22 protein-coding genes are annotated in these 20,497 nt (G+C 70.7%); 15 read left to right on the top strand and 7 right to left on the bottom strand.

All coding sequences use genetic code 11. The features are described 5' to 3' along the window. Nucleotides 1-13: 13 nt before the first annotated feature. The gene (locus AB0K12_RS13685; RefSeq protein WP_364559647.1) at nt 14-1,009 is read right to left on the bottom strand and encodes a bifunctional adenosylcobinamide kinase/adenosylcobinamide-phosphate guanylyltransferase; all 996 of its coding nucleotides are present in this window, start codon (nt 1,007-1,009) and stop codon (nt 14-16) included. Between the two features lie 198 nt (nt 1,010-1,207). On the opposite strand from AB0K12_RS13685, the gene AB0K12_RS13690 reads away from it, so the two are divergent. Then, on the top strand, nt 1,208-1,420 hold the full coding sequence (locus AB0K12_RS13690; protein WP_364374036.1) for a hypothetical protein: 213 nt from the start codon (nt 1,208-1,210) through the stop codon (nt 1,418-1,420). 69 nt (nt 1,421-1,489) lie between these two features. On the opposite strand, the gene AB0K12_RS13695 is transcribed toward AB0K12_RS13690, so the two are convergent. After that, nucleotides 1,490-2,488 (bottom strand): aldo/keto reductase family protein, encoded by a 999-nt coding sequence (locus AB0K12_RS13695; protein ID WP_364559650.1) that lies wholly within the window; start codon nt 2,486-2,488, stop codon nt 1,490-1,492. Nucleotides 2,489-2,545: 57 nt separating this feature from the next. Here AB0K12_RS13695 and AB0K12_RS13700 point away from each other — a divergent pair, with 57 nt between their 5' ends. Next, complete coding sequence (locus AB0K12_RS13700) at nt 2,546-3,532, top strand: SMI1/KNR4 family protein (protein ID WP_364559652.1); 987 nt, start codon at nt 2,546-2,548, stop codon at nt 3,530-3,532. A 31-nt stretch (nt 3,533-3,563) separates the two neighbouring features. Here the strand turns inward: AB0K12_RS13700 and AB0K12_RS13705 are convergent, their stop codons facing one another. Next, a complete protein-coding gene (locus AB0K12_RS13705; RefSeq protein WP_364559655.1) occupies nt 3,564-4,148 on the bottom strand; it encodes a DUF3043 domain-containing protein in 585 nt (194 codons plus the stop codon). 153 nt (nt 4,149-4,301) lie between these two features. Here AB0K12_RS13705 and AB0K12_RS13710 point away from each other — a divergent pair, with 153 nt between their 5' ends. The 7 genes from AB0K12_RS13710 to AB0K12_RS13740 all read left to right on the top strand — a co-directional run bounded on the left by AB0K12_RS13710 (nt 4,302) and on the right by AB0K12_RS13740 (nt 11,089). After that, nucleotides 4,302-5,135 carry a PspA/IM30 family protein gene (locus tag AB0K12_RS13710; RefSeq protein ID WP_364559658.1) on the top strand — a complete coding sequence of 278 codons (834 nt, stop codon included), beginning with the start codon at nt 4,302-4,304 and terminating at the stop codon, nt 5,133-5,135. Next, nucleotides 5,132-5,410, top strand: coding sequence for a hypothetical protein (locus AB0K12_RS13715; protein ID WP_355425016.1), 279 nt, complete (start codon nt 5,132-5,134; stop codon nt 5,408-5,410). Before AB0K12_RS13710 ends, AB0K12_RS13715 begins: the two co-directional genes overlap by 4 nt. A gap of 4 nt (nt 5,411-5,414) precedes the next feature. After that, nucleotides 5,415-6,314: a zinc metalloprotease HtpX gene (gene htpX / locus AB0K12_RS13720; protein ID WP_364559661.1), complete on the top strand. Its 900-nt coding sequence runs from the start codon at nt 5,415-5,417 to the stop codon at nt 6,312-6,314. Between the two features lie 5 nt (nt 6,315-6,319). Next, the gene (locus tag AB0K12_RS13725) at nt 6,320-6,880 is read left to right on the top strand and encodes a hypothetical protein (protein WP_364559664.1); all 561 of its coding nucleotides are present in this window, start codon (nt 6,320-6,322) and stop codon (nt 6,878-6,880) included. 63 nt (nt 6,881-6,943) lie between these two features. Further along, the gene (locus AB0K12_RS13730) at nt 6,944-8,434 is read left to right on the top strand and encodes an alpha/beta fold hydrolase (RefSeq protein ID WP_364559666.1); all 1,491 of its coding nucleotides are present in this window, start codon (nt 6,944-6,946) and stop codon (nt 8,432-8,434) included. Nucleotides 8,435-8,494: 60 nt separating this feature from the next. Then, nucleotides 8,495-10,423: a serine/threonine-protein kinase gene (locus tag AB0K12_RS13735; protein ID WP_364559669.1), complete on the top strand. Its 1,929-nt coding sequence runs from the start codon at nt 8,495-8,497 to the stop codon at nt 10,421-10,423. Nucleotides 10,424-10,489: 66 nt separating this feature from the next. Then, entirely contained in the window at nt 10,490-11,089 is a 600-nt protein-coding gene (locus AB0K12_RS13740; RefSeq protein WP_364559672.1) for an SIMPL domain-containing protein, read from the top strand. Between the two features lie 8 nt (nt 11,090-11,097). On the opposite strand, the gene nadA is transcribed toward AB0K12_RS13740, so the two are convergent. Continuing rightward, a complete protein-coding gene (gene nadA / locus AB0K12_RS13745) occupies nt 11,098-12,249 on the bottom strand; it encodes a quinolinate synthase NadA (RefSeq protein WP_364559674.1) in 1,152 nt (383 codons plus the stop codon). A 165-nt stretch (nt 12,250-12,414) separates the two neighbouring features. Between nadA and erpA the strand changes: the two genes are divergently transcribed. Further along, complete coding sequence (gene erpA, locus AB0K12_RS13750) at nt 12,415-12,768, top strand: iron-sulfur cluster insertion protein ErpA (protein WP_043638338.1); 354 nt, start codon at nt 12,415-12,417, stop codon at nt 12,766-12,768. 110 nt (nt 12,769-12,878) lie between these two features. Then, nucleotides 12,879-13,865 (top strand): carbohydrate kinase family protein, encoded by a 987-nt coding sequence (locus tag AB0K12_RS13755; RefSeq protein ID WP_364559678.1) that lies wholly within the window; start codon nt 12,879-12,881, stop codon nt 13,863-13,865. A gap of 145 nt (nt 13,866-14,010) precedes the next feature. Here AB0K12_RS13755 and AB0K12_RS13760 read toward each other — a convergent pair whose 3' ends face one another. The 3 genes from AB0K12_RS13760 to AB0K12_RS13770 form a co-directional block, all read right to left on the bottom strand. Then, complete coding sequence (locus tag AB0K12_RS13760; protein ID WP_364559681.1) at nt 14,011-14,445, bottom strand: CBS domain-containing protein; 435 nt, start codon at nt 14,443-14,445, stop codon at nt 14,011-14,013. A 73-nt stretch (nt 14,446-14,518) separates the two neighbouring features. Beyond that, nucleotides 14,519-14,764: a sulfurtransferase TusA family protein gene (locus AB0K12_RS13765; protein WP_195899870.1), complete on the bottom strand. Its 246-nt coding sequence runs from the start codon at nt 14,762-14,764 to the stop codon at nt 14,519-14,521. Next, a complete protein-coding gene (locus AB0K12_RS13770) occupies nt 14,761-15,903 on the bottom strand; it encodes a cysteine desulfurase family protein (RefSeq protein WP_364559684.1) in 1,143 nt (380 codons plus the stop codon). Before AB0K12_RS13770 ends, AB0K12_RS13765 begins: the two co-directional genes overlap by 4 nt. Before the next feature lie 175 nt (nt 15,904-16,078). On the opposite strand from AB0K12_RS13770, the gene AB0K12_RS13775 reads away from it, so the two are divergent. The 4 genes from AB0K12_RS13775 (at nt 16,079) to AB0K12_RS13790 (ending at nt 20,321) form a co-directional block, all read left to right on the top strand. Further along, a complete protein-coding gene (locus AB0K12_RS13775; protein ID WP_364559687.1) occupies nt 16,079-16,876 on the top strand; it encodes a cytochrome c oxidase subunit II in 798 nt (265 codons plus the stop codon). 77 nt (nt 16,877-16,953) lie between these two features. Further along, entirely contained in the window at nt 16,954-18,543 is a 1,590-nt protein-coding gene (gene ctaD / locus AB0K12_RS13780; protein ID WP_345409672.1) for a cytochrome c oxidase subunit I, read from the top strand. Then, nucleotides 18,543-18,956 carry a cytochrome c oxidase subunit 4 gene (locus AB0K12_RS13785; RefSeq protein WP_364559689.1) on the top strand — a complete coding sequence of 138 codons (414 nt, stop codon included), beginning with the start codon at nt 18,543-18,545 and terminating at the stop codon, nt 18,954-18,956. Before ctaD ends, AB0K12_RS13785 begins: the two co-directional genes overlap by 1 nt. A 144-nt stretch (nt 18,957-19,100) precedes the next feature. Then, nucleotides 19,101-20,321: an Ig-like domain-containing protein gene (locus tag AB0K12_RS13790; RefSeq protein WP_364559692.1), complete on the top strand. Its 1,221-nt coding sequence runs from the start codon at nt 19,101-19,103 to the stop codon at nt 20,319-20,321. The last annotated feature ends 176 nt before the right edge of the window (nt 20,322-20,497 follow it).

Here is a 20,497-nt window from a genome sequence, read left to right on the forward strand (position 1 = left end):
CCCTGCGAAGCCCTCAGAGGGCGAGCACGCGGCCGGCGACCACCAGGGCGGCGTACTCCGATTCGGCCGCCAGGCGCTCGTTGAGGCGGCCCAGGGCGTCCCTGAACGCGCGCCCGCTGGCCGTCGCGGGCACCACGCCCATGCCGACCTCGTCCGAGACCGCCACCAAGGGCTGGGGCGTCTGCCGCCACGCGGCCACCAGCTCGTCGCAGCGGGCGATCACCGGGGCGCGGTCGCCCTCCCAGGCGCCGTGCTCGTCGAACACGGCCGCCAGCCACGTCCCCAGCCCGTCGATCAGCAATGGCGTGGTGGCCGCGCGGATCGCCGCCGCCGGCGCGGTCGTCTCCAAGGTGGCCCAATGCGCGGGCCTGCGCTCCCGATGCGCCCGCACCCGCGCCGCCCACTCGCCGTCGCCCGTGCCGTCAGGGCCGGTGGCGACGTACGTGACGTGCGGCTCGGCCGCGAGCCTCGCCTCCGCCTCCGCCGACTTCCCCGACCTGGACCCGCCCAGCAGCAGCGCCCGGAGCGGCGTCAGCGGCGCGGCCCCCTGGCCCGGCGTCACCTCAGTGCCGTCGGGGACGGTGATCGCGCCCCACAGCCGCAGCCGCCCGGCCAGCTCCTCCTCCGACCGGATCCGGTGGTCGAGCCCGACGGCCACCACCGTGGTCGCCGCGTCCGCCAGACCGGCGCGGCGCAGCTCTCCGAGGCGCTCAGGACGGTCGAGGAGGTCGATCAGCACGACGTCGTACCGGGAGGTCTCCTGGACGGGCACGGGGGCGCCCTGAGGGAGGTGGAGGAGCCGGGTGCCGTCGGGGCAGGCCAGGCCCAGGCCGCCGGCGCACGGCCGGTAGCCGTCGGGCAGGTCGCCGAAGGGGTACGTGACGACGCCGTCCACCACGAAGCCGAACGGGCGGCGACGGCCAGGGGGCGGCGCGGCGCAGGAGACGCAGCGGCAGCCGGGCTCCGGCCGGCCCGAGGCGCCCGCCGTACCGGTGAGAAGGACTTTCACCGCGCCGAGCGTACAAAAGGACCGGGGGTGAGGCGGGCGCAGAACGGGGGGAGACAGAGGGAAGGCGGCCGCCGTCCAGGCGGCCCCTGCCGCAACACGGGAACGCGCGCGGCATCGATTGACCGGAAAGCTCGGGAGTAGGGTTCCCAGTGCCTGCGGAGGGTGCGCCGGCGAACCCGCGGAAAAGGAGCGTATGGCATGACATGGCGGTGGCGTTATGAAAATGCGCGTGGTGCTGAGGTGACGGATCGCCCTTTGCCGCGAGAGGTTTTTCCCAGCCAGGCGGACGCCGAGTCCTGGATCGGTGAAAACTGGCGTGAGCTGCTCGAATCGGGTGTCGAGCAGGTCGCGTTGCTTGAGGAGGACCGAGTGGAGTACACGGGATTGTCCTTGCGCCCAGAGTCGCCTTAAGCAGGAGCGGGAGAAACGAAAAACCCCTTGAGCGGAAAGTCCGGCTCAAGGGGTTTCGTCGTGGAGAACCTACGGGCGGCTGCTCGGGCTCACCGTCTTCGACGGGTCACGCTCGACCACGTCGCCGAGCACGTCGTCGATCTTCTTCAGCACGTCCGCGTCGAGCTTGACGCCCGCCGCCTTGACGTTGTCGCGCACCTGCTCGGGGCGGGTGGCGCCGACGATGGCGCTGGAGACGTTCGGGTTCTGCAGCACCCAGGCGACGGCCAGCTGCGCCATGCTGAGGCCCAGGTCGGCGGCGATCGGCTTGAGCTCCTGGACGCGGGTCAGCACGTCGTCGCGCATGAACCGGGCGATCATCGCGCCGCCGGTCTTGTCGGTCGCCCGCGAGCCCTCCGGCGCCTGCCGGCCGGGCAGGTACTTGCCGGTCAGCACGCCCTGGGCGATCGGCGACCAGACGATCTGGCCCACGCCCTCCTTCTCGCTGAGCGGCACGACCTCCGACTCGATGACCCGCCACAGCATGGAGTACTGCGGCTGGTTGGACACGAGCCGGTCGAAGCCCATCTCGTCGGCGATCTTCAGGGCGCGGCCGATCTGCTCGGCCGTCCACTCGCTGACGCCGATGTAGAGGACCTTGCCCTGGCGGACGAGGTCGTCGAACGTCTTGAGCGTCTCCTCCAGCGGGGTCTCGTAGTCGAAGCGGTGTGCCTGGTAAAGGTCCACGTAGTCGGTCTGCAGGCGGCGCAGCGAGCCGTGGATCGACTCGAAGATGTGCTTGCGCGACAACCCGCGGTCGTTCTTGCCGGGCCCGGTCGGCCAGTAGACCTTGGTGAAGATCTCCAGCGACTCCCTGCGAACGCCCTTGAGCGCGCGTCCCAGCACCTCCTCGGCCTTGGTCCCGGCGTAGACGTCGGCGGTGTCGAAGGTGGTGATGCCCTCGTCGAGGGCCGCCTGCACGCACTGCTTGGCGGCGTCCTCCTCGACCTGGGAGCCGTGGGTGATCCAGTTGCCGTAGCTGATCTCGCTGACCATGAGACCGCTGCGACCAAGGTGTCGGAATTCCATGCATCCGACTCTAATGGTGGAACATCGGATGATCTGATTCGGGATAGGGTGCGCGACGTGCTGAAGCTCGTACGGCTGGCGCTCACGGCCGCGATCCTGGCCGCCGTCGCGGTCCGGCTGCGCCGGCGCGCCCGCATGCCCGCCAGGCCGCCGGCCCCGCCCAGGGCCGCTCAGGGGCCCGCCGCGTGGTGGCCCGGCCGCCCGGTGCGCAGCAGGCCGGTGTGGCCGGTCTGGGCGGCCGTCGCGGGGGTCGTGGCGGTGGTCCTGGTGGTCGCGCTGCTGCCGTACGAGGACACCTCGGGCGCCCGGCTGCAGGCTCAGCGCGAACGGCACAGCGCGCTGGTCGCCGCGGCCCAGCGGACGGTCGCGCCGCCGTCCCCCACCCCCGAGCCGGCTCCGACGCCCGACCCCTACTGCTCGCCGGTCACGGGCCCGGTGATCGTCCGCGGGACCGTCCGCCCGATCGACCCCAAGGTCAGGCGGGCGGTGAACCGGCAGTGGCGGCGCATCGAGCGGTGGCTGAAGGCGAACGCGCCGCGGACGTACCGCGGGCTCGGGCGGCCCGGCAGGGCCCGCACGATCGCGATCGCCGAGGCGCAGATGGGCGTGCACTTCCCCGACGACCTGCGCGCCTCGCTGCTGCGCCACGACGGGGCCGCCGGGTTCGGGTTCGGCGCGTGGTTCGACGGCGCGTCGAATCTCAGCGTCCGCGAGATCAGGGACACCTGGCGCCATGAGTGCAGGCTCGACTCCACGGACCGCGGTGACGACCCCTGGGGCGAGCTGTGGAGCGGCCGGTTGATCCCGGTCCTCGTCTTCGCCGGCATGGAGGAGTCTTCGGCGTACGCGCTGGTCGACTCCGCCGACGGCAGCGTCGGCTGGGACGACACGATCAGCGGCATGGGACCGCGGCGGCCGTCGTATCACGCACTCATGCGGGCCGTCGCCGACGCCCTGGAGGATGGGAAGGATTTCGACGGCTGGCGGCCCGCGGTCGAGCGAGGCGTGCTGCGTTGGGAGAACGTGGAGCAGGGCGACTCGTGAACGGCCGCCGCTACGGCCGTTCGTGAGGCCGCTACTTCTTCGGGGGGACGGGCCGGCCGCCGGGCAGCACCCGCGGCGGCGGGAAGCGCAGCTTGCGGATCTGCAGGGCCCGCATCGCCGCGTAGAAGCCCACGCCCTTGACGCTCTCGCCGGGCAGCTTCTCGGCGACCTCCTTCTTCACCCTGAAGGCCACGAAGACCGAGGTGAACAGCACGCCGAGCATCATGATCGGCCAGCCGATCGTGACGACGTAGCCCAGCACCTGGGCGCGGATCGCCATCGGCCAGGGAATCCACGTGGCCAGCAGGATCACCAGCGAGAACGGCAGGAAATACTGGCTCGGCAGCCGCCGGGCGTCGACCCAGTCGCGCGCGAATTTGCGGGCGGGACCCTTGTCGCGAACGGGAAGATACCGCTCGTCACCGGCGAGCATGCCCTGACGGGCCTTTTCTCGCTCGGTGGCCTGTTTGGCACGCATCTGCCGGTATGCCTCTTTGCGGTCTTTCGGCGCGGAGACGTACTGGCGGCGCCTGCCTTCGGCATCCCGGCGCTTGGGTGTGGGACGACCTTTACCCTGGGGCTTAGGATCGTCAACGGGGACGGGGGTGTCGTCCACGGAGGTTTGGGAACGGCGTCGCAACACGACGTCAACCCTACCTGGACTGCAACTTAGTGACGCCCTCGTGCGTTATGCGTAGGGTAATCCCAAGGCGGCTGCGCTGCATCGGGATTGACACCAGCACGACCTAGAAGGGGACGGCCGACGCGCATGAGCGTGATGAAGAGACTTTCGATGATCTTCAAGTCCAAGGCCAACAAGGCCTTGGACAAGATGGAGGATCCGCGCGAGACCCTTGACTACTCCTACCAGCGGCAACTCGAGCTGCTGCAGAAGGTGCGCAGGGGGGTGGCCGACGTCGCCACCTCGCGCAAGAGGGTGGAGCTGCAGATAACCGGCTTGGAGAACCAGGCCAGGAGGCTGGAGGAGCAGGGCCGCAAGGCGCTGTCCGTCGGCCGCGAGGACCTTGCCCGTGAGGCGCTGCAGCGGCGCTCCAACCTGCAGGCGCAGATGGCCGACCTGAAGGTTCAGCACGACAACCTGCAGGCCGAGGAGGAGAAGCTGACCACGGCCTCCCAGCGGCTGCAGGCCAAGGTCGACTCCTTCCGCACGAAGAAGGAGACCATCAAGGCCACCTACACCGCCGCCGAGGCCCAGACGCGCATCAACGAGGCGTTCTCCGGCATCTCCGAGGAGATGGGCGACGTCGGCCTCGCGATCCAGCGCGCCGAGGACAAGACGGCGCAGATGCAGGCCCGCGCCGGCGCCATCGACGAGCTGCTCGCCAGCGGCGCGCTCGACGACTTCAGCGGCACCCGCGGCGACGACATCCAGGCCGAGCTCGACCGCATGGGCGGCGGCATGGACGTCGAGCTGGAGCTGGCCAGGATGAAGGCCGAGCTGGGCCAGGGCTCCGCGCCGCAGCCGTCCATCGAGCAGGGGCAGCCGCAGCAGCAGGCCCAGCCGCAGGCACAGCCTCAGCAGCAGCCTCAGCAGCAGGCCGGCCCCACCCAGCAGTACCGTCAGCCTGGGGAGGGCGCATGATCGTCAGAATCATGGGCGAGGGTCAGATCGAGATCTCCGCCGACGACATCGCCGTACTCAACGAGCTCGACACCGAGCTTGAGGCGGCCATCGACGCGGGCGACGAGAAGGCCTTCCGCGTCAAGCTGCACGCGCTGCTGGACAAGGTGCGCCACGTGGGCAAGGCGCTTCCCGACGACAGCCTTGAGCCGTCAGAGCTGATCCTTCCCCCCGCGGACGCCTCGATCGAGGAGGTCCGGGAGATGCTGGGCGACCAGGGCCTCATCCCGGGCTGACGCCGTGAGCACGCGGTTCGCGTCCGACCCCGGCCTCACCCGCCGGATGGTCGTGACGATGTTCCTGCTCGGGCTGCTCTATGTCGTGTTCGTGGGCGTCCTGATCGCCCTGGGCGCCCAGGCGCTGACCGTGCTGGTGCTGGCGGGCGCCTTCCTGCTGGTGCAATACTTCCTGTCCGACCGCATCGCCCTGTTCGCGATGCACGGCCGGGAGGTCTCACCGCAGGAGGTGCCCGAGCTGCACGCCCTGATCGACCGGCTCTGCGCACTGGCCGACATGCCGAAACCACGGGTGGCGATCGCCGAGTCCGACGTCCCCAACGCGTTCGCCACCGGCCGTGACCAGAAGCACGCCGTCGTGTGCGTGACGACCGGCATCCTGCGCCGCCTTGAGCCGCAGGAGCTGGAGGGCGTGATCGCGCACGAGCTGTCCCACGTCGCCCACCGCGACGTGGCCGTCATGACGATCGCCTCGTTCCTCGGCATCGTGGCGGGGCTGATGACCAGGTTCGCGCTCTACACGGGGCTCGGCGGCCGGCGCAACGGCGGCCAGGGCGGGCTGCCCATCGGCGTGATCGTCCTGCTGGTGTCCGTCGTCGTGTACGCGATCAGCTTCCTGCTCACCCGAGCCCTGTCGCGCTACCGCGAACTGGCCGCCGACCGGGCCGGCGCCCTGCTCACGCAGCGCCCGTCCGCGCTGGCCAGCGCGCTGACCAAGGTGTCGGGCGACATGGCCAGGATCCCGACCCGCGACCTGCGGGAGGCGGAGCCGTTCAACGCCTTCTACTTCGCGCCCGCGCTGGCCAAGGGCGCGACGCTGGCCGCGCTGTTCTCCACGCACCCGCCGCTCGAGCGCCGCCTGGAGCAGCTGGCCGGCATCTCCCGGCAACTGGGAAGGGGCTGAGGCCCATGGGCTGGCTCGACGCGCTGCTCGGCCGGTCGAAGCCGGTCAAGCCCAACCTCGACGCGCTGTTCGCGCTGCCGTCGGCGGCGGTGACGCTGCAGGCGGCGACCGGGCTCGAGCCGACCGGGCTCGGCTCGGTGGCCTTCCGCGCCGCCGAGGGCGGTGCGTTCGCCACCGTCGAACGCGACGTCAAGGCGCTGCTGGGGGAGCGCGTCGAGGAGTCCGACGACGGCTACGGCTACACCTGGCTGCTCGTCCGCCGCCCGTCCGAGGCGCTCAGCGACCTGGTCACCGAGCTGCACGCGGTCAACTCCTCGCTGGAGGGCGCGGGGTTCGGGCCGTCGCTGCTCTGCTCGCTGGTGTCGTTCGCGCGGCCTGACGGCGGCGGCCGGTTGGCCGTCGTCTACCTGTACAAGCGCGGCACCTTCTACCCGTTCGCGCCGCTCGCCGGGCAGAAGCGCGACAACGCGCTCGAACTGCAGGCCAGAGGCGCTCTGGAGGGTGAGCTGCCGCTGGAGCAGGATCTCGGCCGGTGGTTCCCGGTGTGGGGGGCTCCGGGGCTCTGAAAGAAGGGGGCGCTGACAGGGGCGCTTACCTGCGGCTTTCGCGTACAGTGATCTAATTGTCACGTGGAGCGAAGGTTGTACGTGTTCGCCGCGTGCGCGTTCATCATGGCGGCGGTGCTGGGCAGCGCCTGGATCACCGGCCAGTTCACCACGCCCGCGGTGGACAGGACCCACGGGTACGTCAGCGAGCTGGCCGCTCGTGACCAGCCGTGGAGCCGGCTGTTCCGGGTCAGCGACGCGCTGTCGGGGCTCGCGTGCGTCCTGGGGGTGCTGCTGGTGCCCAGGGTGGCCCGCGAGTGGCCGGGCTGGCTGGCGCTGGCCGCGTTCGGGGTGTTCACCTTCCTGGGCGGGCTGTTCCCGCTCGACTGCGCCACGCTCAGCGACCCCGCCTGCGGCGGCTCGGGCACCTCGCTCAGCCACCTGCTGCACGCCCTGACCGGGGTGTCCGGCACGCTCGCCGTCCTCGCCGCCATGGCGCTGCTCGGCGCGCGGTGGCGGTCGTGGGTGTCATGGGCGCTCACCTGGCTGAGCCTGGTCGCCACGCTGCTGCTGGTCATCGCGCTGATCGCGGGGCACGGCGCCGGGCTCGCGCATCGCGCCCAGCTCACGGTGATCGCATTCTGGCTCGTGTACGTGGCACTCCACCTCCTCGTCGCCGACGAGCCCTCGCCGGCGCCCGTCACCGGCGACGACCCGTACGGGGAGGACACCTGCCTGCGGGTCGCTCCCGGCCGCATGGGCGGGGTGGGCGGCGCCCGCGTGCTTCCCCCGCCCCCTCCGGACGCCGCCGCCCGCGTGCAGGTGTCTCATCACACGGAGACCCATGTCGTCGAGGAGGGGACAGGGCCCGCCGTGCTGATCACGGCGGGTCCGGGCGGGGCGTGGTTCCACTGGGACGCCGTGGCGGGGCTGCTGGCCGGGTCCCGCCGGGTCGTGCGCTTCGACCGGCCGGGGCTCGGGCGCAGTGCCAGGCCGGTGGCGCCGCCCACCCTGTACGCCGAGGTCGCCCGCCTGGTCGCGCTCGCTCCCGCGCACCCCGAGCGGGTCACCCTCGTCGCGCACGGCGTGGCCTGCTGGCACGCGGAGGCGTTCGCCCGGCTGCACCCGCTGTGCCTGGCCGGGCTCGTCCTGGTGGACCCCGCCTGCGTCGCGGGGCGCAGGCCGCTCGCCGCCGCCAGGACCGCGGGGCGGTGGCTGCCCGTGCTGGGCGGCACGTGGGGTGCGGCCGTGGTGGCCCGCCTGGCGGGCCCCGCCGCGCACCGGCTGCTCACCGGCCGGCCCGACCCGTCGGGCGTCTACACCATGGGCAAGGTGCCCGCCGCGATGGCGGGGGAGTGGCTCGCCCGCCGCGACATGGCGGCCGACCTGCTGCTGCTGCGCGCCGGCAAGCCGTTCCCCGCCGTCCCCGTCACCGTGATCAGCGGGGACGACGCCGACGCCTGCCAGGCCCGGCTGGCCACCGCCCTGGGAGCCGCCCACGTACGCCTGCCGATGGCCGGCCGCCGCCTCCCCCTCCGCGCCGCGCAGGCGATCGCCGACGCCGTGAACGCGTGACGGCGGGGGCCCGGAGCCAGCAGAATGGCGGGAAAGTCGCCGTTTGTGGGGGTTGTGCCGATGCCTGACCTCGCACCCCTGCGTCCAGGGGACCCGGCGGAGGCGGGCGCGTACCGCCTGACCGGCCGGCTCGGCGAGGGCGGGCAGGGCATCGTGTATCTCGCGACCGGCCCCGACGGGACGCAGGCCGCGGTCAAGCTGCTGCGCGCCGACCTGGCGGGCGACGCCGAGGCGTCCGAGCGGTTCGTCCGCGAGGTGGCGATGGCGCGGCGGGTGGCGCCGTTCTGCACCGCGCAGGTCATCGAGACCGGGCTGGCGGGCGGGCGGCCGTACATCGTGAGCGAGTACATCGACGGCCGCACCCTGTCCGACGTCGTACGCGAGCAGGGTCCCCGCACCGGCGCCGCCCTGCACCGGCTGGCGGTCGGAACCGTCACCGCGCTGGTCGCCATCCACCAGGCCGGCATCGTGCACCGCGACTTCAAGCCGTCGAACGTGGTGCTCGCCCCCGACGGGCCCCGCGTCATCGACTTCGGCATCGCCAAGGCGCTCGACCTGGCCTCGACGCTCACCGGGACGGTGGTGGGCACGCCGTCGTACATGGCGCCCGAGCAGCTCAACGAGGAGGGGCCCGGCCCGAAGTCGGACATGTTCGCCTGGGCAGGCGCGCTGCTGTTCGCCGCGTCGGGACGGCCGCCGTTCGGTCAGGACGGCGTGGCGGCCGTGGTGCACCGCATTCTGCACGCAGAGCCTGACGTCACCTGCATCGACGACCCGGCCCTGCGCGCGCTGGTCGCCGACTGCCTGGCCAAGGACCCGGACGCCAGGCCGTCGGCCGCCGAGGCCCTCATGCGCCTGCTCGGCCACGCCCAGCCGCAGACCCCTGACCTCCTCCAGGAGGGCAGCACCGCTTCCAGGAACCCCGCCTCCAGGAACCCCGCCTCCAGGAACCCCGCCCGCGGGCGGCGGATCGGGTGGGCGGCGGCGGCCGGGGTGCTGGCGCTGGCCGCCACGGGCACGCTGGTCGCCGTACGGCTGAGCGGCCCGCCGCCGCGTGCCGTCACCTCCACGCCGTCGGCCGCCGCCCTCACGACCCCCGCGACGCCCGCCATCCGGTCGTCCACGCTGCCCGGCACGTCCGTACGGATCAGCGAGCGCGACGGCGACCCGCTCAGGCTCGCCTCCTACACCCTGGACGGCGGCAAGCGCCTCTACGTCAGGAAGCACGACACCGGCGAGTTCGCCCGCGAGACCCGCTACTTCGAGTACGCCCTGGACCCCAGGACGAACCTCGCCCTGGCCACCGACGTGGACTACAGCACCGACCTGTTCGCCACCGTCTCCATCGTCGACCACGTCACCGGCGCGAGGCGCGTGGTCAAGCTCAGCCCGAAGCCGGTCTACCCGGCCACGCCGCGCTGGTCGCCGGACGGCGAGCGGGCCCTGGTCACCCTCTACAAGGGCGAGGGCGGCGCCGCGCAGGCGTACGGCTTCGGCGTCATCGACGTCGCCACGGGCAGGGGCGAGGTGTTCCAGGTGGGCGAGCAGGGCGCGGGGGAGTGGCGCTTCTTCTGGGACGCCGGCGGCCGCGCGGTGGGCACCTGGACGGGCGGCGCGATGACGTTCTACGGCCTCGACGGCAAGGTCCAGCGCACGCTCAAGGACGTCGGCACCCCGGTGTGGGTGGAGGGCGACGACGTCTCGCCGTCGGGCGGCCGGTTCCTGGCGCACTGCACGGCCGCCGGCACCGCGCTGTGCGCGCACCCGACGACCGGCGGCGGCACCGGTGCGGTGCCGGTCCCGGTCGCCGCGGAACGGCTCATCGGCTGGTGGGACGACGATCACCTCGCGGTGTGGCGGGCCAAGGACGGCGGGTACGAGGCGGTCGTCGTGGACATGAAGGGCCGGGCGGGCCGGGTGCTGGCGACGGCCAGGGACAAGGCCGAGTTCGACACGATGGGTTTCCGCTTCGCCAGGCCCACCGCGTGAGGCGGGGCCACGGCCTAGGATCGGGGTCTAGGATCGGGGCCTGGACCCAACCGCGAGGGGACGCCCGTGGACATCACCGTGGTCGGCGAGGGCTCGGTCCTGGCCGCGCCCGACACCCTGCGGCTTCATGCGGGCGTCGAGGTCCGCAGGCCCTCCGCCGCCGACGCGTTCGAAGCCGCCCGCGCCGCCGCGGCCCGGCTCACCGAGGCGCTGGGACGAGCGGGGGTGGCCGCCCGCGACGTGACGACGGTCGAGCTGTCCCTGGGCCCCGAGTACGAGGCCTATCCCAAGGTCGCGGCCTACCGGGCGGCGCAGGGCGTCGAGGCCGTCGTCCGCGACGTGGGCAGGGCCGACCACGTCATCGACACGGTGGCGGGGGTGGGCGAGGAGGCCAGGCTGAACGGCGTGGCGTTCGAGCTGTCCGACCCGGCCGCGGCGCTGGCCGAGGCCAGGGAGCGGGCGTTCAGGGACGCCGCCGCCAAGGCCGCCCAATATGCCGCGCTGGCCGGCCGGCCGCTCGGGCGGGTGGTGTCGGTGAGCGAGCTGCGCCAGGCGCCGCCGCAGCCGATGCGCGCGGCGGCGATGGTGGCCGAGGCCGGGGCCTCGGTCAGCCCCGGCATGCGGCCGGTCACGGTCTTCGTGGAAGTGGGCTACGACTTCGCGTAGGCCGGGCGTTACGGCAGCGCCAGCATGCGGTCGAGCGCGACCTTGGCCCAGTGGGTGGTGTCGTCGTCCACGGTGATCTGGTTGACGACCTCGCCGAGCACCAGCGACTCCAGCGCCCACACCAGGTGCGGCAGGTCGATGCGGTTCATCGTGGAGCAGTAGCAGACGGTCCTGTCGAGGAACGAGATGTTCTTGTCGGGGAACATCTGGGCGAGCCGCTTGACCAGGTTCAGCTCGGTGCCGACGGCCCAGCTCGACCCGGCGGGCGCGGCCTGCAGCGTCTTGATGATGTGCTCGGTGGAGCCGATGTGGTCGGCCTTGAGCACGACCTCGTGGCGGCACTCGGGGTGCACGAGCACGTTGACGCCGGGGATGCGGGCGCGTACGTCGTCCACGGACTCGGCGGTGAAGCGGCCGTGCACCGAGCAGTGGCCGCGCCACAGGATCATCTTCGCCCGCTCCAGCTCCTCCTGGGTCAGGCCGCCGTTGGGGCGGTGCGGGTTCCACACCACGCAGTCCTCGAGCGTCATGCCCATCTCCAGCACCGCCGTGTTGCGGCCCAGGTGCTGGTCGGGCAGGAACAGCACCTTCTCGCCCTGCTCGAACGCCCAGTCCAGGGCGCGCCGGGCGTTGGAGGAGGTGCACACCGCGCCGCCGTTGCGCCCGCAGAACGCCTTGATGTCGGCGCTGCTGTTCATGTACGTGACCGGTACCACCGACTCCGCCAGCCCGGCGTCCTCAAGCGCCTCCCAGCACTCCTCGACCTGGTCGTAGGTCGCCATGTCGGCCATGGAGCAGCCCGCCGCGAGGTCCGGCAGGATCACCTTCTGGGCGTCACCGGTCAGGATGTCGGCCGACTCGGCCATGAAGTGCACGCCGCAGAAGACGATGAACTCCGCCTCGGGACGCGCCGCCGCCTGCTGGGCCAGCTTGAACGAGTCACCCGTCACGTCGGCGAACTGGATGACCTCGTCGCGCTGGTAATGGTGGCCGAGCACGAACAGGCGGTCGCCGAGCGCCTCCTTGGCCTTGCGGGCGCGCTCCACCAGCCCGGGGTCGGAGGCGGGCGGCAGCTCGCCGGGACAGTCGACCCCCTTCTCGCTGTGCGGATCGGCGCCCCTGCCGAGGACGAAGAGCGGCAGTCCGGTCTGGGTGGCCATCGCCTTACCCCCTTATCGTCGGTTTGACGATACTCATGATGACACACCCCCGAAACGGTTTATTCCGGGGCGTCCGACACCCGGGAATGTGTGGACACCCCCAGGTGTTGGTAGCGTCATCAGTAGGACGTCGAAAAACAGACAGCCGGGTTAGGGAGTCAGCAGATGACGGTTGAGAGCAGCGAGACCACGGCACAGGGCCTGATCCTGACTGACGCGGCCGCCGCCAAGGTCAAGAGCCTGCTCGAGCAGCAGGGCGAAGAGGGTCTGCAGCTGCGGGTCGCCGTGCAGCCGGGAGGCTGTTCCGGCCTGCGCTACCAGCTCTTCTTCGACGACCGTTCGATGGACGGCGACGTCGTGTCCGACTTCGGCGGTGTCAGTGTGGTCACCGACCGGATGAGCGCCCCCTACCTGATGGGCGCCTCCATCGACTTCGTCGACACCATCGAGAAGCAGGGCTTCACCATCGACAACCCCAACGCCACGGGTTCGTGCGCCTGCGGTGACTCGTTCAACTAAACGGGTCGCGCCATAAAGGCCGCCAGGTCCCGTCCGCCTTTGAGCGGACGGGACCTTCGCGTATTCTCGTGGGGCTCTTTGGCCTGCTGACAACGAGGAAGAAGAATCCCGTGCGCATCGCCGTAACCGGCTCCATCGCGACAGACCACCTGATGACCTTTCCCGGCAGCTTCGGCGAGCAGCTCATCGCCGAGCAGCTCGACCGGGTGTCGCTCTCCTTCCTGGTCGATGACCTGCAGATCCGTCGCGGCGGTTGCGCGGCGAACATCGCCTTCGGAATGGCCTGTCTCGGCCTGCGGCCGATCCTCGTGGGCGCCGTGGGCAACGACTTCGCCGACTACCGCTCCTGGCTGGAGCGCCACGGCGTCGACTGCGACTCCGTGCACGTCTCCGAGACCCAGCACACCGCGCGCTTCCTGTGCACCACCGACGAGCACCACAACCAGATCGCCTCCTTCTACACGGGGGCCATGGCCGAGGCCAGGCTGATCGAGCTCAAGCCGGTCTCCGACCGCGTGGGCGGGCTCGACCTGGTGCTGATCAGCCCCAACGACCCCGACGCGATGCTGCGCCACACCGAGGAGTGCCGTCAGCGCGGCATCCCGTTCGCCGCCGACATCTCCCAGCAGCTCGCCCGCATGGAGGACGAGCAGATCCGCCAGCTCGTCGACGGCGCCGCCTACCTGTTCTCCAACGACTACGAGAAGGGGCTCATCGAGCAGAAGACCGGCTGGTCCGACGCCGAAGTCCTCGACCGCGTGGGCGTGCGCATCACCACGGTCGGCCCCAAGGGCGCCGTCATCGACCGCAAGGGCGAGCCGCCCATCCAGGTCGCCCCCGCTCCCGAGCGCGGCAAGGCCGACCCCACGGGCGTCGGCGACGCCTTCCGCGCGGGCTTCCTGGCCGGCCTGGCCTGGGACCTGTCGCTGGAGCGGTGCGGGCAGATCGGCAACCTCACCGCCACCCACGTGCTGGAGCGCGTGGGCGGTCAGGAGTACGAGCTGGGCCAGCAGGTCTTCCTCGAGCGGTTCGGAGCCGCGTACGGCGCCGACGCGGCCGCCGAGATCGCCCAGCACGTGCACTGTTACCACCCCTGACCCGCACGCAGGTGAGCCGGGCCGCTCAGTGGCGTCCGGCCCTGACCTGGACACAGGTGAGCCGGGCCGCTCAGTGGTGTCCGGCCCTGACCCGGACACCGGTGAGCCGGGCCGCTCGACGGCGGCCCGGCTCTTTCCCGCGTGGTCAGCGCGGGGCGTAGACGCGGTGGACGAACTCGGCGAGCTTGTCGTCGCTCAGGTGCGCGGCCAGGTCCGCCTCGCTGATCATGCCCACCAGCCGGCCGCCGTCCATCACCGGCAGCCGCTTGATCTGGTGCTCCTCCATGCGGGCGAGCGCCTCTTCCACCGAGGCGTCCGGCGGCACCCACACCAGCCCGGTGGCGAGCTCGCCCGCCGTGGTCTCGGCCGGGTCGTGGCCGGCCGCGACGCATTTGACCACGATGTCGCGGTCGGTGATGATGCCCGTCACCCGGTCGTCGGGACCGCATACGGGCAGTGCCCCCACCTCGTACTCGCGCATCATCTGCGCGGCGCGGTCGAGGGTCTCTTGCGCGCTGATGCACTCGGCGCCCGTGCTCATGACGTCGCGTGCGCATTCGTGCGGCTTTGCGCTGCTCATGGCTTTCCCCTGGATGTCGGCGGCTTCCTTCGGAAGTCCCCTACCCGACAAACCGGGACAAATCGGTCAAGCCCTAGTAATTGCGTCGTACGTGGATCGCCCAGCCCCCGTCCGGCAGCTCGTACGAGCCGACGTGGCGATGCGACTTCAGCCTGCACCACGCCGGCACGTCCGTGTACGCCGCGGGATCGTCGGCCAGCACGGCCACCACCGCGTTCAGCGGGACGTAGTTGATCTGCTCGGCGAGCATGATGATCGGGATCGGGCACTTCTTCCCGAGCGCGTCGATCGTCAAAGCCGGCTGGGTAACCTCGGTCATGCGACTCCTGCGTCCTGGCGGATGCGGCGCACCAGCTCGGGCAGCACGGCGAGGAACTCGTCGACCTCGGCCGCTGATGTGCCCCTGGGCAGCGACACCCGGACATTCCCATGCGTCAGCACGCCCATCGCTTCAAGAACGTGCGATGGACGAAGCGTACTAGCGGTGCACGAGCTCCCGGACGATACGGCGAATCCGGCCTTGTCGAGCTCGGTCAGCAGCGCCTCGCCGTCGACGTAGAGGCACGAGAAGGTCACGATGTGCGGCGCCCGCTCGACCGGCTCGCCGATGACCTCGACGTCGGGCACGACCTTCGGGACGGTCTCCCTGATCCGGTCGACCAGCGCCGAAAGCCGCGCCTGCTCACGCTCCGCCTCGGCGAGCGAGGCGCGCAGCGCCGCCGCCGCCGCGACCGCCGCGGGCACGTTCTCGAACCCCGGCACCCGCCGCCGCTCGCGCTCGTCGTCGGGCAGGTGGGAGCGGAACCTCGTGCCCTTGCGCACCGCCAGCACGCCCACCCCGGCGGGGCCGCCCCACTTGTGCGCGCTGGCCGTCAGCACCGACCAGCCCTGCGGGACGGGCAGCCGGCCGGCCGTTTGCGCCGCGTCCACCAGCAGCGGCACGCCGTGCTCGCGGCACGCCTCGGCCGCCTCGGCGACCGGCTGCAGCGTGCCGACCTCGTGGTTGGCCGTCTGCAGGCAGGCCAGCGCCGTGCCGGGACGCGCCACGGCCGCGGCGAACGCGCCGGCGTCGACCCGGCCGGTCAGGCTCACGCCCACCGTCTCGACCGTGCCGCCCGCGCGTTCGTGCACCTCGCCGGCGTGCAGCACGCTCGAGTGCTCCACCGCGCTCGTGACCATGTGGCTCCCGGCCCTGCGCCTGCCGTGTAGGGTGCCGAGGACGCCGAGATGCACGGCCTGCGTGCCGGATGAGGTGAACGACACCTCGTCGGGCCGCGCGCCGAGCAGCTCGGCCACCTCCGTGCGGGCCTGCTCCAGCAGCAGGTGCGCACGGCGGGCAGCGCCGTAGAGTCTCGCGGGGTCGGCCCAGCCGGCGTCGACGGCCGCCAGCAGCGCCTCGCGCGCCTGGGGGTGCAGCGGCTCGGTTGAAGCCGCGTCGAAATACGCCACGAGACTCATCGTCCCACTTCCGGCGCCATGGAGGGGTCGCGCGGTGGGGCAAGGCACCTGCACGCTAATGTGTCTGCAATCAGCTGTGCATCTGGAAATACGAGCGCCCAAGGGAAAGACTCTTGGGCTTCATCTGTGGGGTAGGCGATCCGTGAGTCCGACTCGCCGTACGACGCGGCGTTCGTTGGCCCGGCGCAGGGTGCCGCGCGCCGCCGCTTTGGCGTTGCTGCTGGCCACTGCTACGGCGTGTGCTAATGACGTCCCCGAGGCCGACTGGTCTCGCGGCCTTCTTCCCGAACACGTCACCGAGCAGGGCGGCGTCGTTCAGAGCCTGTGGAACGGGGCCTGGATCGCCGCACTCGCCACGGGCGCAGTGGTCATCGTCCTGATCTTGTGGGCCTCGATGTTCCACCGCAAGCGCAGGGCCAAGGCCGAGCTTCCGCCGCAGGTGCGCTACAACCTGCCCATCGAGATCCTTTACACCGTGATCCCGCTGGTCATGGTCTCGGTGTTCTTCTTCTTCACCGCGCGCGACAGCGAGACGCTCACCAAGGTGAGCGGTGACGCGCCGGTCAAGGTCAAGGTCGAGGCCTTCCAGTGGAGCTGGCGCTTCACCACGACCGTCAACGGCAAGACGCTCGAGCCGGTCGCGGGCGTGCCGGTGAGCGACTACAACCAGGGCCCCCAGCTGGTCCTGCCGACGAAGACGAAGGTCGAGTTCGACCTGTCGACCGACGACGTCATCCACTCGTTCTGGGTGCCGGAGTTCCTCTTCAAGCGTGACGTCATCCCCGGCATCCCCGAGGACAACCCCGGCCGCAAGTTCGAGATCACCACGCTCAACAGGACCGGCACCTTCGCCGGCCGCTGCGCCGAGCTCTGCGGTGTCGACCACAGCCGGATGCTCTTCTCGGTGAAGCTCGTGCCGCAGGCTGAGTTCGACCAGTACATCGCGACCCACCAGGCTGGGAGTGCCCAGTGACCGCCATCCAAGAACCACCCCTGACGACGACGCCGCGGATCCGGCCCACCACCAAGGGCCAGATCATCGCCAAGTGGATGTCCTCGACCGATCACAAGATCATCGGGCACATGTACTTGATCACGTCGTTCGCCTTCTTCCTCATCGGCGGCGTGATGGCCCTGGTCATGCGGGCCGAGCTGGCGCAGCCCGGCCTGCAGTTCACCAGCAACGAGCAGTTCAACCAGCTGTTCACCATGCACGGCACGATCATGCTGCTGATGTTCGCGACGCCGCTGTTCGCCGGCTTCGCCAACGAGCTGATGCCGCTGCAGATCGGCGCCCCCGACGTGGCGTTCCCGCGCCTCAACATGGTGAGCTACTGGCTCTACCTGTTCGGCAGCCTCATCGCCGTCTCCGGCTTCTTCACCCCGGGCGGCGCCGCCTCGTTCGGCTGGTTCGCCTACACGCCGCTGTCCAACGCGATCAACTCGCCGGGCATCGGCGGTGACCTGTGGATCATGGGCCTGGCCCTGTCGGGTCTCGGCACCATCCTCGGCGCGGTCAACTTCATCACCACGATCATCTGCATGCGCGCGCCCGGCATGACCATGTTCCGCATGCCGATCTTCACCTGGAACGTCCTGCTCACCAGCATGCTCGTGCTGATGGCGTTCCCCGTGCTGGCCGCCGCGCTGCTGGCGCTGGAGTCCGACCGCAAGCTCGGCACCCACATCTTCGACTCCGAGAACGGCGGCGCGCTGCTCTGGCAGCACCTGTTCTGGTTCTTCGGGCACCCCGAGGTCTACATCATCGCGCTGCCGTTCTTCGGCATCGTGACCGAGGTCCTGCCGGTCTTCAGCCGCAAGCCGATCTTCGGTTACATCAGCCTCGTGGCCGCGACGATCTCGATCGCCGGTCTGTCCATCACGGTCTGGGCGCACCACATGTTCCCGACCGGGCAGGTGTTGCTGCCGTTCTTCTCGTTCATGACGTTCCTCATCGCGGTGCCGACCGGTGTGAAGTTCTTCAACTGGATCGGCACGATGTGGCGCGGGCACCTGACGTTCGAGTCGCCGATGCTGTTCTCGGTCGGCTTCCTCATCACGTTCCTGCTCGGCGGCCTGACCGGCGTCATCCTGGCCTCGCCGCCGCTCGACTTCCACATCAGCGACACCTACTTCGTCGTCGCCCACTTCCACTACGTGGTCTTCGGCACCGTCGTGTTCGCGATGTTCGCCGGGTTCTACTTCTGGTGGCCCAAGTTCACCGGCAAGATGCTCGACGACAAGCTCGGCAAGCTGCACTTCTGGCTGCTGTTCATCGGCTTCCACGCGACGTTCCTCGTCCAGCACTGGCTCGGCATGCTCGGCTTCCCGCGCCGCTACGCCGACTACAGCGCGGCCGACGGCTTCACCGACCTCAACATGCTCTCGTCGGTGGGCGCGTTCGTGCTCGGCGCCTCGACGCTGCCGTTCTTCTACAACGTCTGGAAGACCTGGCGCAGCGCGCCCAAGGTCACCGTCGACGACCCCTGGGGCTACGGCGGCTCGCTCGAATGGGCGACCTCCTGCCCGCCGCCGCGGCACAACTTCACCTCGCTGCCGCGCATCCGGTCCGAGCGTCCCGCGTTCGACCTGCACTACCCGCACGCGTCCAGCAAGTCCGCCGGGGAGGTTGAGGCCTGATGAAGGTCCAGGGTTGGCTGTTCCTGCTGTGCGGGATCTTCTTCGCCGGCGTCGACATCGCGTACTGGTTCTGGACCAAGGCGGCCACCGGGCAGGGTGAGCCGGTCGGCACCACCGCGATGGCCATCTCGGTCGGGTTCGCCTTCATGGTGGGCTACTACCTGATGTTCACCTCGCGCCGCATCGGCGCGCAGCCGGAGGACGACAAGCAGGCCGACATCAGCGAGGGCGCCGGCGAGATCGGCTTCTTCAGCCCGAGCAGCTGGTGGCCGTTGTTCCTGTGCCTGGCGGCGGCGTTCGCCTTCGCCGGGTTCGTGATCGGCTTCTGGATGTTCCTGATCGGGGTCTTCCTGGTCATCATGGCCATGATCGGGTTCGTGTTCCAGTACTACCGGGGCCACTTCTCGCACTAGGTCGTACGTCTGGGAACGGGCGTCTTCCCTTGGGGGAGGACGCCCGTTTTTTGGTGTTCTTTACCGGTGTACGGATGTGGTGATTCGATCACTCAGGGTAATAAAGGAGGCAGAAGCGGTTCGATAGTGGGCGAGGGAGTACTCGTGGGGCGCAGTACGTATGGATGCGGCCTGCTGGCCATGGCCCTGCTGGCGGCGTGCTCGGCCGGGTGCTCGGCGAGCGAGCCGGCCGGCGCCCCCAAGGAGGGCGTCGCGATGGCGGGCGGGGCGTACAGCGCGCCCGTGGGGGTCTCGCCGGCGGACAAGGCCGCCGACGTCCCCACCGACCGGCCCGTGGTCGTCTCCGCCAACGGCGGCACGCTGAAGAGCGTCAAGGTCGACGGAGGCAAGGCGGGGCCGCTCAAGGGCGTGCTGAGCGCCGACCGTACGCGCTGGCGCAGCCTCGGCACCGCCAAGCCGAGCGCGTCGTACACGGTGACCGCGGTCTCCCTGGACGCCACAGGCAAGGAGACCAGGACCACCAGCGCCTTCTCCACGGCCAAGGGCACCAAGACGTTCGACATCGAGCGGATCACCCCGAACAAGGACGACACAGGACTGACCGTCGGGGTCGGCATGCCCGTCATGATCGCCTTCGACCAGCCCATCACCGACCGGGTCGCCGTCGAGCGCAACCTCACCGTCCGCAGCTCCAAGCCGGTGGAGGGGGCCTGGCACTGGTTCGACGACCAGCACGTGGACTTCCGGCCGAAGAAGTACTGGCCGGCCAGGACCAAGGTGCGGGTGGAGGCCAAGCTGGCGGGAGTGCGCGGCGGGCCCGGCATGTACGGCAAGCGCGACGTACGGCTCGACTTCAAGATCGGCCGCCAGCAGATCACCAAGGGCAGCGTCAACGAGCACGTGCTGGTGGTCAGGCGGGACGGCAAGAAGGTCAGGACGATGCCCATGAGCGCCGGCCAGGGTGGTCAGTGGAAGTACCACACGACCTCCGGCATCCACCTGGCGATGTCGCGCGAGCCCGTCACGATCATGACCTCGCCCGGCATCGGGCCTGGCTCGCCCGGCTACTACCGGCTGACCGTCTACAACACCGTCCGCATCTCCAACAGCGGCGAGTACGTGCACAGCGCGCCCTGGTCGGTCGGCTCGCAGGGCCACGCCAACGTCAGCCACGGCTGCGTGAACGTCAGCCCGGCCAACGCGATCTGGTTCCTCAAGAACACGCTGATCGGCGACCCGATCATCATCACCGGCTCGCCCCGCAAGCTGGAGCCCACGAACGGCTGGGGGCACTGGCAGGAGGACTGGAAGCAGTGGCTCAAGTGGAGCTCGCTCAAGGCGGGCCCGACCGTCACGCTGCCCTGAGAGCGCCGCTCAGGGCACGGGAACGGCGCCGCCCCTCCGAGTGAGGGCGGCGCCGTTAGGCGTGCTCAGAGCCCGCTGAGGGGCGCGGGAGGGCCTGGAGCGGGGTGGTGCCGTCGCTCGTGCTCAGAGCCTGCTCAGGAGCGCGGGAGGGCTTGTGCTGGTGGCGCCGTCGCCGG

The organism is Nonomuraea sp. NPDC049419, assembly GCF_040676995.1.
GTDB classification, from domain to species: Bacteria; Actinomycetota; Actinomycetes; order Streptosporangiales; family Streptosporangiaceae; genus Nonomuraea; species Nonomuraea salmonea.

What these genes read in the sequence shown, in the direction of transcription:
- AB0K12_RS13725 (WP_364559664.1), top strand. Translation starts at nt 6,320, where the DNA reads ATGGGCTGGCTCGACGCGCTGCTCGGCCGGTCGAAGCCGGTCAAGCCC.
- AB0K12_RS13715 (WP_355425016.1), top strand. Translation starts at nt 5,132, where the DNA reads ATGATCGTCAGAATCATGGGCGAGGGTCAGATCGAGATCTCCGCCGAC.
- erpA (WP_043638338.1), top strand. Translation starts at nt 12,415, where the DNA reads ATGACGGTTGAGAGCAGCGAGACCACGGCACAGGGCCTGATCCTGACT.
- ctaD (WP_345409672.1), top strand. Translation starts at nt 16,954, where the DNA reads ATGTCCTCGACCGATCACAAGATCATCGGGCACATGTACTTGATCACG.
- AB0K12_RS13765 (WP_195899870.1), bottom strand. Translation starts at nt 14,764, where the DNA reads ATGACCGAGGTTACCCAGCCGGCTTTGACGATCGACGCGCTCGGGAAG.
- AB0K12_RS13785 (WP_364559689.1), top strand. Translation starts at nt 18,543, where the DNA reads ATGAAGGTCCAGGGTTGGCTGTTCCTGCTGTGCGGGATCTTCTTCGCC.
- AB0K12_RS13770 (WP_364559684.1), bottom strand. Translation starts at nt 15,903, where the DNA reads ATGAGTCTCGTGGCGTATTTCGACGCGGCTTCAACCGAGCCGCTGCAC.
- AB0K12_RS13710 (WP_364559658.1), top strand. Translation starts at nt 4,302, where the DNA reads ATGAGCGTGATGAAGAGACTTTCGATGATCTTCAAGTCCAAGGCCAAC.
- AB0K12_RS13690 (WP_364374036.1), top strand. Translation starts at nt 1,208, where the DNA reads ATGACATGGCGGTGGCGTTATGAAAATGCGCGTGGTGCTGAGGTGACG.
- nadA (WP_364559674.1), bottom strand. Translation starts at nt 12,249, where the DNA reads ATGGCCACCCAGACCGGACTGCCGCTCTTCGTCCTCGGCAGGGGCGCC.
- AB0K12_RS13735 (WP_364559669.1), top strand. Translation starts at nt 8,495, where the DNA reads ATGCCTGACCTCGCACCCCTGCGTCCAGGGGACCCGGCGGAGGCGGGC.
- AB0K12_RS13695 (WP_364559650.1), bottom strand. Translation starts at nt 2,488, where the DNA reads ATGGAATTCCGACACCTTGGTCGCAGCGGTCTCATGGTCAGCGAGATC.
- AB0K12_RS13760 (WP_364559681.1), bottom strand. Translation starts at nt 14,445, where the DNA reads ATGAGCAGCGCAAAGCCGCACGAATGCGCACGCGACGTCATGAGCACG.